The 12228-nt window shown below is 64.5% G+C and carries 10 protein-coding genes; 6 read left to right on the top strand and 4 right to left on the bottom strand.

What is annotated here, in order from left to right:
• Positions 1–48: 48 nt before the first annotated feature.
• The gene (locus QN085_RS16920) at positions 49–2067 is read right to left on the bottom strand and encodes an alpha-1,4-glucan--maltose-1-phosphate maltosyltransferase (RefSeq protein WP_023661333.1); all 2019 of its coding nucleotides are present in this window, start codon (positions 2065–2067) and stop codon (positions 49–51) included.
• Between the two features lie 140 nt (positions 2068–2207).
• On the opposite strand from QN085_RS16920, the gene QN085_RS16925 reads away from it, so the two are divergent.
• Complete coding sequence (locus tag QN085_RS16925) at positions 2208–2369, top strand: hypothetical protein (RefSeq protein WP_003251307.1); 162 nt, start codon at positions 2208–2210, stop codon at positions 2367–2369.
• Positions 2370–2508: 139 nt separating this feature from the next.
• Here the strand turns inward: QN085_RS16925 and QN085_RS16930 are convergent, their stop codons facing one another.
• On the bottom strand, positions 2509–4191 hold the full coding sequence (locus QN085_RS16930; protein ID WP_038409974.1) for an AMP-binding protein: 1683 nt from the start codon (positions 4189–4191) through the stop codon (positions 2509–2511).
• 321 nt (positions 4192–4512) lie between these two features.
• Here QN085_RS16930 and QN085_RS16935 point away from each other — a divergent pair, with 321 nt between their 5' ends.
• The 4 genes from QN085_RS16935 to QN085_RS16950 are packed head-to-tail and all read left to right on the top strand — an operon-like array spanning position 4513 to position 10071.
• The gene (locus QN085_RS16935; protein WP_013973339.1) at positions 4513–5676 is read left to right on the top strand and encodes an isovaleryl-CoA dehydrogenase; all 1164 of its coding nucleotides are present in this window, start codon (positions 4513–4515) and stop codon (positions 5674–5676) included.
• 19 nt (positions 5677–5695) lie between these two features.
• Positions 5696–7303 (top strand): carboxyl transferase domain-containing protein, encoded by a 1608-nt coding sequence (locus QN085_RS16940; RefSeq protein ID WP_013973340.1) that lies wholly within the window; start codon positions 5696–5698, stop codon positions 7301–7303.
• Between the two features lie 3 nt (positions 7304–7306).
• Entirely contained in the window at positions 7307–8122 is an 816-nt protein-coding gene (locus QN085_RS16945; RefSeq protein ID WP_038409975.1) for a gamma-carboxygeranoyl-CoA hydratase, read from the top strand.
• The gene (locus tag QN085_RS16950) at positions 8119–10071 is read left to right on the top strand and encodes an acetyl/propionyl/methylcrotonyl-CoA carboxylase subunit alpha (RefSeq protein ID WP_038409976.1); all 1953 of its coding nucleotides are present in this window, start codon (positions 8119–8121) and stop codon (positions 10069–10071) included. Before QN085_RS16945 ends, QN085_RS16950 begins: the two co-directional genes overlap by 4 nt.
• 136 nt (positions 10072–10207) lie before the next feature.
• Here the strand turns inward: QN085_RS16950 and QN085_RS16955 are convergent, their stop codons facing one another.
• The gene (locus QN085_RS16955) at positions 10208–10822 is read right to left on the bottom strand and encodes a LexA family protein (protein WP_031325183.1); all 615 of its coding nucleotides are present in this window, start codon (positions 10820–10822) and stop codon (positions 10208–10210) included.
• 86 nt (positions 10823–10908) lie between these two features.
• Positions 10909–11574: a LexA family transcriptional regulator gene (locus tag QN085_RS16960; RefSeq protein ID WP_013973344.1), complete on the bottom strand. Its 666-nt coding sequence runs from the start codon at positions 11572–11574 to the stop codon at positions 10909–10911.
• Positions 11575–11704: 130 nt separating this feature from the next.
• Here QN085_RS16960 and QN085_RS16965 point away from each other — a divergent pair, with 130 nt between their 5' ends.
• Positions 11705–12016 carry a DUF6124 family protein gene (locus tag QN085_RS16965; RefSeq protein ID WP_025339827.1) on the top strand — a complete coding sequence of 104 codons (312 nt, stop codon included), beginning with the start codon at positions 11705–11707 and terminating at the stop codon, positions 12014–12016.
• Positions 12017–12228: the final 212 nt, after the last annotated feature.

Genomic DNA, 12228 nt, shown 5'->3' on the forward strand with positions numbered 1-12228 from the left:
CCGGTGTTCGCGGGCAAGCCCGCTCCTACAGTGGATCGCGAACCACCGTTAGCGGGCCTTTTCGATGCGCCAGATACCGAACGGCAGATGCCAGGGTTCGATGCGCATCCATTGGGTCTTGCCGTACCACGACCAGCGATGTCCGTTCATCAAGTCCTCACCATGGGTTTCGGCGTTGTCATCCAGCCCCAGCTCCCACAGCGGCAGCTCGAAATGCGCCTCCTGGGCGTTGTGCGGGTCGAGGCTGATTGCTACCAGAATGTAGTTGTCGCGCTCGGGCGTGCGCTTGGCGAAGTACAGGATGTTGTCGTTCCAGCAGTTGAAGAACGCCACGCCCAGGTGGGTCTGCAAGGCGCGGTTCTGCCGGCGGATGCGGTTGAGCTGGGCGATCTCGGCAATGATGTTGCCGGGTTGGCTGAAATCGCGTGGGCGGATTTCGTACTTCTCCGAATCCAGGTACTCCTCCTTGCCAGGCAGCGGTTTGCCTTCGCACAGTTCGAAGCCCGAATACATGCCCCACAGCCCCGACCCCATGGTGGCCAGTGCAGCGCGTATGAGGAAGCCGGCACGGCCGGAGGTATGCAGGAAGTACGGGTTGATGTCGGGCGTGTTGACGAAGAAGTTGGGCCGGTAGCACTGGCTCCATGGCGGCTGGTTGAGCTGCTCGAAGTATTCGCGCAGTTCCTGTTTGTGATTGCGCCAGGTGAAGTAGGTATAGCTCTGCGCGTACCCGACCTTGCCAAGGCGGGCCATCATCGCCGGTTTGGTGAAGGCTTCGGCGAGGAAGATGACCTCCGGGTGCCGGCTGCGCACATTGGCGATCAGCCATTGCCAGAATGGCAGTGGTTTAGTGTGCGGGTTGTCGACGCGGAAGGTCTTCACACCCTCCTCGACCCAGCCGACCACTACGTCACGCAAAGCCAGCCACAGCGAGGGCACGGCCTCGGGCGCGTAGAAATCGACGTTGACGATGTCCTGGTATTTCTTCGGCGGGTTCTCGGCATAGCGGATGGTGCCGTCCGGTCGCCAGCTGAACCAGCCGGGGTGCTCCTTGAGCCAGGGGTGATCCTGGGAGCACTGGATCGCGAAGTCGAGGGCGATTTCCAGGCCATGCTCGGCCGCTGCGGCTACCAGGCGACGGAAGTCGTCGCGGCTGCCCAGTTGTGGGTGAATCGCCTCGTGACCACCTTCCGCGCTGCCGATGGCATACGGGCTGCCCGGGTCGCCGGGCTCCGCCGTGAGGGCGTTGTTGCGGCCCTTGCGGTGCTGCATGCCGATGGGATGGATCGGCGGAAAATACAGTACGTCGAAGCCCATGTCGCGGATCATCGGCAGGCGCTCGTGCACATCGTTGAACGTGCCGTGGCGCTCGGGGCTGTCGGTGACGGAACGCGGGAACAGCTCGTACCAGCTGGCGAACTGCGCGGCCGGGCGGTCGACATCGACGGGGAATTCGCGGCTGCGGGCCAGGTAGCTGCGGTGCTCGGCGTCGCTCATCAGGCGGGCGGTAGCGGGGTCGAGAAACAGTGCCACCTGGTCGTCGGCATTAAGCGTGGGCAGGCGCTGCTGCAACGCCTGGAGCTCCTCGCGCAGGGCACCGTTGCACAGCTCGATGCCCTTGCCCAGCATCAATCGGCCTTCCTCCAGCTCCAAGCGGACCTCGACACCGGCGTGGTACTTCTTCTCCAGGTCGTGGCAGTAGGTAGCGAACGGGTCGATCCAGGCCTCGATGCTGAACAGGTGCGGGCCCAGTTCAGTGGGGGTGAATTCGGCCAGCCACAGGTCGTTGCCCGGCGAGTGCATGGGCACGCAATGCCAGCGCCGGCTGTGGGCCTGGCGCCAGTTGAGCATCACGGCCAGGCGGTCGTGGCCGTCGCTGTAGACCTTGCTGCTGACCGCCACCGGCTGGCCACTGATGGCCTTGGCGGCGAAGGTGCCGGCCTCGAGCACGGGTTGGGTGTCTTCGATCACGATGCGCGGCGCCAGCAGCGCCTGGGACAGGCTGATGGCCTGGTCCGGGTGATCGTTGGCCATGGGCACGCTTTCGAAGGGCTCGTTTCGTGACATCGGACCTTGCTCCCTCAGGCTGGTGGCGGTAAGGGTTCAGAGCCGGGCACAGGCGTGGGGTTCAAAAAAATTGAGCGAACGGCAGCTGCGAGGGGTCGAAGCCTGCAGCACCTCTTCAATTACCCAAGCGAGGTCAGGCCATGAACATTCCCATTCCACCGGAGACTCCCGATCCCAACATCGACGACCCGAGCCTGCCGCCGCCCGTGCCGGAGGAAGACCCGGACGAGCTGCCGATCAAGCCGACCGTGCCGCCGACGGTAGGCGACCCGCCGAGCCAGGAACCACCGGTGAAGGCTTAAGGGTAGACCAGGATCGACGCAGGCAGGACCGGCCCTTTCGCGGGTGAACCCGCTCCCACAGGGACCGCGCCGATTTCGAACGCGGCGCTGTACCTGTAGGAGCGGGTTTACCCGCGAAAGGGCCGGCAGCATCAATACATCAACCAGCAGTTAAAGCCGAGATCTCCGCCACACTGATCTCCCGCATGCGGAACTTCTGCACCTTGCCGGTCACCGTCATCGGGTACTCGTCGACAAAGCGGATATGCCGCGGCACCTTGAAGTGTGCAATGCGCGCCTTGCACCAGCCCTGCAGTTCCTCGACCGTGGCACTGTGCCCCGGGTGCAGCTTGATCCAGGCGACGATCTCCTCGCCATACCGGCTGCACGGGATGCCGATCACCTGCGCATCGGCCACCGCCGGGTGGGTGTAGAAAAACTCTTCCAGCTCACGCGGATAAATGTTCTCGCCGCCGCGAATGATCATGTCCTTGTTGCGCCCGACAATGCGCACGTAGCCGTGCTCGTCCATCACCGCCAGGTCGCCAGAATGCATCCAGCCGGCCGGGTCGATGGCATCTGCCGTGGCCTGGGGGTTGTCCCAGTAGCCGAGCATCACGCTGTAGCCGCGGGTGCACAGCTCGCCGATCTCGCCGCGCGGGACGATGCAGCCGTCGGCGTCCACCAGCTTGTTCTCCAGCTGCGGCTGGGTGCGGCCGACGGTGGTCACGCGCAGCTCAAGGTCGTCGTCCGGGCCGGTCTGTAGTGACACCGGGCTGGTTTCGGTCATGCCGTAGGCGATCTGCACTTCGGCCATGTGCATCTGGTCGATGACCCGGCGCATCACCTCGATCGGGCAGGTGGCGCCGGCCATGATGCCGCTGCGCAGGGTCGACAGGTCCATTTGCCCGCGCGCGGGGTGGTCGAGCATGGCGATGAACATGGTCGGCACGCCATAGAGGATGCTGGCGCGCTCTTCGGCCACGGCGCGCAGGGTGAGCTCAGCGTCGAAGGCGTCGTTGGGATAGATCATGGTGCTGCCATGGGTGATGCAGCCGAGGTTGGCCATGACCATGCCGAAGCAGTGGTACAGCGGTACCGGGATCACCATGCGGTCGCATGCGGTCAGGCCCAGGCTTTCGCCGACCATGAAGCCGTTGTTGAGAATGTTGTAGTGGCTGAGCGTGGCGCCCTTGGGAGCGCCTGTGGTGCCGGAGGTGTACTGGATGTTCACCGGCTGGTCGAACTGCAGGCTTTGCTGGCGCGCCGCATAGGCCTCGGTCGAGGTCTGCCCTGCCCGCTCGGCCAGCGCTTGCCAAGGCAGGAAGCCTGCCGGCGGGTTGGCGGCCAGGCTGACCACACCGCGCAGGTCGGGCAGGCGTTCACTGGCCATTTCACCGGGGGCGGCGCTGGCCAGCTCCGGCGCCAGTTCCTGGACCATGGCGTGGTAGTCGGACGTCTTGAAGGCATCGGCACACACCAGCCAGCGGCAACCGGACTGACGCAGCACGTATTCCAGCTCGCCCACGCGGTAGGCCGGGTTGATGTTGACCAGAATCGCACCGACCTTGGCGCTGGCCAGCTGCAGGATGCACCACTGGGCGCAGTTGGGCGACCAGATACCGACCCGATCGCCGGTGTTCACGCCCAGGGCCATCAGGGCACGAGCATGCACCTCGACCTGCTCGGCCAACTGCCGCCAGCTGTAGCGCAGGCCCTGATGGCGCGACACCAGGGCCTCGCCGTCGGCACAACGGGCCACGGTGGCGTCGAAGGCCTGGCCGATGGTCTGGGTCAGCAAGGCTTGGTCCTGGCGACCGCGGGTATAGCTTGGTTGACTCATGGGTGTCCCTTCTTGTGGTTGTTCTGGGCACGACTGAAGCAAGCGGGAATACTCTGGCGCAGATTTACGTTTACGTAAAGGTGATGAGTCGATTGACAGTGAGCGCATGCAGGTTTACGTTAACGTAAAGGTGAAAACGACATCGGGTTTGTCGGCGCACCACCGACCTTGTGGGAGCGGGTTTGCCCGCGAATGCGATCATCCAGGCAATGACGGTGGCCCTGCTGACGCATTCGCGGGTAAACCCGCTCCCACAGGGCCGGTGGATAGCCCTTGAGCCACGGTGTTACCCAATTTCAAGAACAAGAAGGTGCCCCCAGCATGCATTACCCCACCCTGAACTTCGCCCTGGGCGAAACCATCGACATGCTCCGCGACCAGGTGCGCACCTTCGTCGCCGCCGAACTGGCTCCGCGCGCCGCGCAAATCGACCACGACAACCTGTTCCCTGCCGACATGTGGCGCAAGTTCGGAGACATGGGCCTGCTGGGCATCACCGTGCCGGAAGAATACGGCGGTGCCGGCCTGGGCTACCTGGCCCACGTGGTTTCGATGGAAGAAATCAGCCGTGGCTCGGCCTCGGTGGCCCTGTCCTACGGTGCCCACTCCAACCTCTGCGTCAACCAGATCAACCGCAACGGCAGCCACGAGCAGAAGCTCAAGTACCTGCCCAAGCTGATCAGCGGCGAGCACATCGGCGCCCTGGCCATGAGCGAGCCCAACGCCGGTTCCGACGTGGTTTCGATGAAGCTGCGCGCGGAAAAGCGCGGCGACCACTACGTGCTCAACGGCAGCAAGACCTGGATCACCAACGGCCCGGACGCCAACACCTACGTGATCTATGCCAAGACCGACCTGGAAAAGGGCGCGCACGGCATCACCGCGTTCATCGTCGAGCGTGACTGGAAAGGCTTCAGCCGCAGCAACAAGTTCGACAAGCTGGGCATGCGTGGCTCCAACACCTGCGAGCTGTTCTTCGACGGCGTCGAAGTGCCGGAAGAAAACATCCTCGGCCAGCTCAACGGTGGCGTGCGCGTGCTGATGAGCGGCCTGGACTACGAGCGCGTGGTGCTGTCCGGCGGCCCGACCGGCATCATGCAGAGCTGCATGGACCTGGTAGTGCCCTACATTCACGACCGCAAGCAGTTCGGCCAGAGCATCGGCGAGTTTCAGCTGATCCAGGGCAAGATCGCCGACATGTACACCCAGCTCAACGCCAGCCGTGCCTACCTGTATGCCGTGGCCCAGGCCTGCGACCGTGGCGAGACCACCCGCAAGGACGCCGCCGGGGTGATCCTGTACACCGCTGAGCGCGCCACGCAAATGGCCCTGGAGGCGATCCAGATTCTCGGCGGCAACGGCTATATCAACGAATTCCCGGCAGGCCGCCTGCTGCGCGACGCCAAGCTGTACGAGATCGGTGCCGGCACCAGCGAAATCCGCCGGATGCTGATCGGCCGCGAACTGTTCAACGAAACCCGCTGAGCACAAGGGACGGGCGCACATGGCTACCTTGCACACCCAGATCAACCCGCGTTCGGCGGAGTTCGCCGGCAACAGCGCGGCCATGCTCGAACAGGTCCAGGCCCTGCGCGGCCTGCTCGCCCAAGTGGCCCAGGGCGGTGGGCCCAAGGCTCAGGAGCGGCACACTTCGCGTGGCAAGCTGCTGCCGCGCGAGCGTATCGACCGCCTGCTGGACCCGGGCTCGCCGTTCCTCGAAATCGGCCAACTGGCTGCCCATGAGGTGTATGGCGAAGACGTGCCCGCTGCGGGCGTGATCGCCGGCATCGGCCGCGTCGAAGGCGTGGAATGCATGATCGTGGCCAACGACGCCACGGTCAAAGGCGGGTCTTACTACCCGCTGACGGTGAAGAAGCACCTGCGTGCGCAGACCATCGCCCTGCAGAACCGCCTGCCGTGCATCTACCTGGTGGACTCCGGCGGCGCCAACCTGCCACGCCAGGACGAAGTGTTCCCCGACCGCGAGCACTTCGGGCGGATCTTCTTCAACCAGGCCAACATGAGCGCGCTGGGCATTCCGCAGATTGCCGTGGTGATGGGCTCGTGCACTGCCGGCGGTGCCTACGTGCCCGCGATGGCCGACGAAGCGATCATGGTGCGCCAGCAGGCGACCATCTTCCTCGCCGGCCCGCCACTGGTGAAGGCGGCCACCGGCGAGGTGGTTAGCGCCGAAGACCTTGGCGGTGCCGATGTGCACTGCCGCACCAGCGGCGTGGCCGACCACTATGCCGACAACGACGAACACGCCCTGGCCCTGGCCCGACGCAGCGTGGCCAACCTCAACTGGCACAAGCTGGGCAAGCTGCAGCGCCTGGCCCCGGTGGCACCGCTGTACGCCGCCGATGAGCTGTATGGCGTGGTGCCGGCCGATGCCAAGCAACCGTTCGACGTGCGCGAGGTTATCGCGCGTCTGGTCGACGGCTCGGTGTTCGACGAGTTCAAGGCGCTGTTCGGTACCACCCTGGTGTGCGGCTTCGCCCACCTGCACGGCTACCCGGTGGCGATCCTCGCCAACAACGGCATCCTGTTCGCCGAAGCGGCGCAAAAAGGCGCGCACTTCATCGAACTGGCCTGCCAGCGCGGCATCCCGCTGCTGTTCCTGCAGAACATCACCGGCTTCATGGTCGGCAAGAAGTACGAAGAAGGCGGCATCGCCAAGCACGGCGCCAAGCTGGTCACTGCCGTGGCCTGCGCCCAGGTGCCGAAGTTCACGGTGATCATTGGCGGCAGCTTTGGCGCCGGCAACTACGGCATGTGCGGCCGTGCCTACGACCCGCGCTTCCTGTGGATGTGGCCCAATGCGCGGATCGGCGTGATGGGGGCCGAACAGGCCGCCGGCGTGCTGGCTCAGGTCAAGCGCGAACAGAGCGAGCGCAGTGGCCACCCGTTCAGCGCCGAAGACGAAGCCCGGCTCAAACAGCCGATCCTTGACCAGTACGAGCACCAGGGCCACCCCTACTACTCCAGCGCCCGCCTGTGGGACGACGGTGTCATCGACCCGGCACAGACCCGCGACGTGCTCGGCCTGGCGTTGTCCGCTGCGCTGAACGCACCGATCGAACAGAGCCGCTTCGGCATTTTCCGGATGTGACCCATGAGCGATTTCAGCACTCTCGAAGTGATCCGCGACCCGCGCGGCTTCGCCACCCTGTGGCTGAGCCGCGAGGACAAGAACAACGCCTTCAACGCCTTGATGATCCGCGAGCTGATCGTCGCCCTCGACCAGTTGGCCGAGGACGCCAGCCTACGCTTCGTGCTGCTGCGCGGCCGCGGCCGGCACTTCAGCGCCGGCGCCGATCTGGCCTGGATGCAGCAGTCGGCGCAGCTGGACTTCAACACCAACCTGGATGATGCCCGCGAGCTGGGCGAGCTGATGTATGCCCTGCACCGCCTCAAGGTGCCGACCCTGGCCGTGGTGCAAGGCGCGGCCTTTGGCGGCGCGCTGGGCCTGATCAGTTGCTGTGACATGGCCATCGGTGCCGAAGACGCCCAGCTGTGCCTGTCGGAAGTGCGCATCGGCCTGGCCCCGGCAGTGATCAGCCCGTTCGTGGTCAAGGCCATCGGCGAGCGTGCCGCGCGCCGCTATGCCCTCACCGCCGAGCGTTTCAGCGGCGTGCGGGCCCGCGAGCTGGGCCTGCTGGCCGAGGTCTACCCGGCCAGCGAACTGGACGCCCAGGTCGAAGCCTGGGTGAGCAACCTGCTGCAGAACAGCCCGCAAGCGCTACGCGCCACCAAGGACCTGCTGCGTGAAGTGGACGACGGTGAACTCAGCCCGGCCCTGCGCCGCTACTGCGAAAACACCATCGCCCGCATCCGCGTCAGCGCCGAAGGCCAGGAGGGCCTGCGCGCCTTCCTGGAAAAACGCCGCCCCGCCTGGCAAACCGACGACAAGAAGGAGCCGCGCCCATGAGCCGCCCCGCTTTGACCACCCTGCTGGTCGCCAACCGCGGCGAAATCGCCTGCCGGGTGATGCGCACCGCCAAGGCCATGGGCCTGACCACCGTGGCCGTGCACAGTGCCACCGACCGTGATGCCCGGCACAGCCGCGAAGCCGATATCCGCGTCGACCTCGGCGGCACCAAGGCTGCCGAAAGCTACCTGCTGGTCGACAAGCTGCTGGCCGCAGCCAAGGCCAGCGGCGCCCAGGCCATCCACCCGGGCTATGGCTTCCTGTCCGAGAACGCAGGCTTCGCCCGTGCCATCGAAGAGGCCGGGTTGATCTTCCTCGGCCCACCGGCCAGCGCCATCGACGCCATGGGCAGCAAGTCGGCGGCCAAGGCACTGATGGAAGCCGCTGGCGTGCCACTGGTGCCGGGCTACCATGGCGAAGCCCAGGACCTGGACACCTTCCGCGCCGCCGCCGAACGCATCGGCTACCCGGTGCTGCTCAAGGCCAGCGCCGGCGGCGGTGGCAAGGGCATGAAAGTGGTCGAAGAAGAAAGCCAGCTGGCCGACGCCCTGGCCTCGGCCCAGCGTGAGGCGCAGTCGTCGTTCGGCGATGCGCGCATGCTGGTGGAAAAGTACGTGCTCAAGCCGCGCCATGTGGAAATCCAGGTATTCGCCGACCAGCACGGCAACTGCCTGTACCTCAACGAGCGTGACTGCTCGATACAGCGCCGCCACCAGAAAGTGGTGGAAGAAGCCCCTGCGCCAGGTCTGTCAGCCGAATTGCGCCGGGCCATGGGTGAGGCGGCGGTACGCGCGGCCCAGGCCATCGGCTACGTGGGCGCCGGCACCGTGGAGTTCCTGCTCGATGCCCGTGGCGAGTTCTTCTTCATGGAGATGAACACCCGCCTGCAGGTGGAGCACCCGGTCACCGAGGCCATTACCGGGCTTGATCTGGTGGCCTGGCAGATTCGCGTGGCCTGCGGCGAGGCCCTGCCGATCACCCAGGAACAGGTGCCGCTGATAGGCCATGCCATCGAAGTGCGCCTGTATGCCGAGGACCCGGCCAACGAATTCCTGCCCGCGACCGGCAAGCTGGCGCTGTACCGCGAGTCGGCAGCCGGCGAAGGGCGACGGGTGGACAGCGGGGTCAGCGAGGGTGATGTGGTGTCGCCGTTCTACGACCCGATGCTGGGCAAGCTGATCGCCTGGGGCGAAGACCGCGAGCAGGCGCGCCTGCGCTTGCTGGCCATGCTCGACGAATTTGCCATTGGCGGGTTGAAGACCAACATCGCCTTCCTGCGGCGCATTCTCGCCCACCCGGCGTTTGCTGCAGCGGAGTTGGATACTGGCTTCATTCCGCGTCACCAGGAGGTTTTGCTGCCCGCGCCGCAAGCGCTGCCGGCAGGCTTCTGGGAAGCCGCGGCCGAGGCCTGGTTGCAGGGCCAGGCCGCACACCAGCGGGAGGACGACCGCAGTTCGCCGTGGGCCGAGCGCAACGGCCTGCGCCTGGGCCTGCCGGCGCGCAGCAGCCTGCACCTGGTCAGTGGCGGGCAGGACCAGGCAGTCGCCCTGGAGCGCAGCGCTGCGTCTACCTGGCAGTTGCTGGGCGAGCAGTTGGTGCATGACCAGGCTGGTGTGCGTCGCCAGCATCTGGCGATCCGCCGCGGTGGCACGCTGTACTTGCACTGGGACGGCGAGATGCATGCCATCGAAGCTTTCGACCCGATTGCCGAGGCCGAGGCCAGCCACAGCCACCAGGGCGGCCTGGGCGCGCCCATGAACGGCAGCATCGTGCGGGTGCTGGTGGAGCCTGGGCAGGTGGTGGAAGCAGGTACGGCGCTGGTAGTGCTGGAGGCCATGAAGATGGAGCACAGCATTCGCGCGCCGCATGGCGGCACGGTGAAGGCGTTGTTCTGCCAGGAAGGGGATATGGTCAGCGAAGGGACGGTGCTGGTCGAACTGGCGGAGTAAGAGTCCTGGGGGCCGCCTTGCGGCCCTTTCGCGACACAAGGCCGCTCCTACAGGTACGGTGCATACCCTGAGGTTGGTGCGGTACTTGTAGGAGCGGCCTTGTGTCGCGAAAGGGCTGCGCAGCAGCCCCGGCAATCTAGAAGACCCCGTGCCCCCGCACGACCACACCCAGAAATTCGCAGCCGCCTTCACACAGAACTGTCGGATAGCGCGTATTCAGCGGTTTGAGCATCCTGTCTCCGCCCTCCTCGACCAACTGCCGCAACACTGCCGGCCGCCCGGGCTGCTGCGCAATCACCAACCGGCCTGGCTCCGCCGGCAGGCCGGTATCCACCAGCACACGCATACCCTCAGGCACGCTCCTGCCACTGGCGGCATTCATCGAGTCGTTTTCCACCACCAGCCAGAAGGCATTGCCGGCGGGCATATAGTCCGTCTGTTCATGGGATTTGCTCGCCTCAGGCAAAGGCCCCTGCAAATCGGCCCAGCTCAGCACGGGGAAACGATAGCTCGCACTACACCCTGAGGCTTCAGACGCAAGGCCACGCTCGACCACCATGACTTGGGCCTCAAGAGACACCAACCCAAGCTTCTCGAGCTTTTCGTTGATGGTCTGCAGTGTCGGCCGTCGTGAACCGCGCAACCAATGCCCTACGCCGCCCTGTGTCATGCCCAGGCGTTCGGCCAGCTTGAGCTGGCTGAGGTTGTGTTCACGCTTGTAGCGCTTGAGAAACGCGATCCAGTTTTCCATGAGCGGATACTGCAGCTCCAAGACTTGCGCCATCCCTGTAGGAGCGGCCTTGTGTCGCGAAAGGGCTGCGCAGCAGCCCCGGCAATCTAGAAGGAGCCATGCACCCGCACGACCACACCCAGAAACTCGCAGCCTTCCTCACACAACAGCGCCGGGTAGTTGCTGTTGAGTGCCTTCAGGTACCGTTGCCCACCTTCCTCCGCCAACTCACGGAAGATCGCCGGTTTGCCCGGCTGACGAGCGATAACCAGACGCCCTGGCTCGGCATCTACCCCAGGATCCACCAACATCCGCATGCCCTGCGGCACACTGCGGCCACTGGCGGCACTCATCGCATCATTCTCGACAGTCAGCCAGAACGCCTTGCCTTGGGCCAGGTAGTCCGTCTGCTCGAACACACCTGGCTCCGCCCCCTCTGCGATACCTAGCTCATCCCAGCCCAGCACCGGGTAGCGGAAGCACACGATGTATTGCATGAGGTCCAGGTCATCATCGGAGTCATCGACCTCGTAAATGCCACGCTCCTCGCCAACCTGACCAACAATGCGCAACTGCAGGCTGACGTTGTAATGGGGCATGCCAATCTCAACGAATGTGCGATTCATCGACTCGATCTTCGGCTGACGCCGCTTGTTCACCCAATGCCCCACGCTGCCTTGAGACACGCCAACGCGCTCGGCAAGCTGTTCTTGAGTGAGCCCTAGCTCCTCCATCCGGTCACGGACGAGGGCAATCCATTTATCCATATTCATCGCTGGCACGATACGGACTGCCTTCTAGCGCTCAATAAACATTCAGTATTATTTATCGGAAAGCACAAAAATACTTTAGGTATTAGTATCGACCTGAGCCCTTTCCCCACTGGTGTTAGCAGGTATCAGGATGAAACCCCCGAAAAACGACGAAACAGATCTCGACAGCGAAGCCGCCCGCCGCGCCCTCGACTACTACCTCAACCCCAACCCGCCGCGCCCCACCCTGGACAACAGGATCTGGACCCTGCACGAGGGTGTAACCGGCGACCAGGCCCAGGAACACGCCATCGCCCTGCTGCGCTGCGCCGCCGCCACCGCGCAGGAAACTGCTACTCACCAGCACGGCAGCCAGCGCGAACTGACCTTTGCCCTGATGCACATGATGGACATGGCGCGCGCACTGCTCGAGCACAAACGCACCGTGGAATCGGGTTTGTAAGCAAGAAAGAAGGGAGAGAACGTGATGGCCGGGTAACGGCGAAGGCCCCGATTGCCGGGACAAGGAGCGCACCGGTAAAATTTTTTTACCGGATTAGCGAAAATTCATTTGACTTGCAAATGATAACTATTATTATTGCGCTCAGCTGATCGCGAGATCTGCTGGATAACCTGGAGCTTAGGTCGCTCTCAGATTATCTCCTCATCAGGCTA

Origin of the sequence: Pseudomonas sp. M2(2023), assembly GCF_030263955.1 — a bacterium.
In the GTDB taxonomy this organism is placed as follows: Bacteria; Pseudomonadota; Gammaproteobacteria; order Pseudomonadales; family Pseudomonadaceae; genus Aquipseudomonas; species Aquipseudomonas asiatica.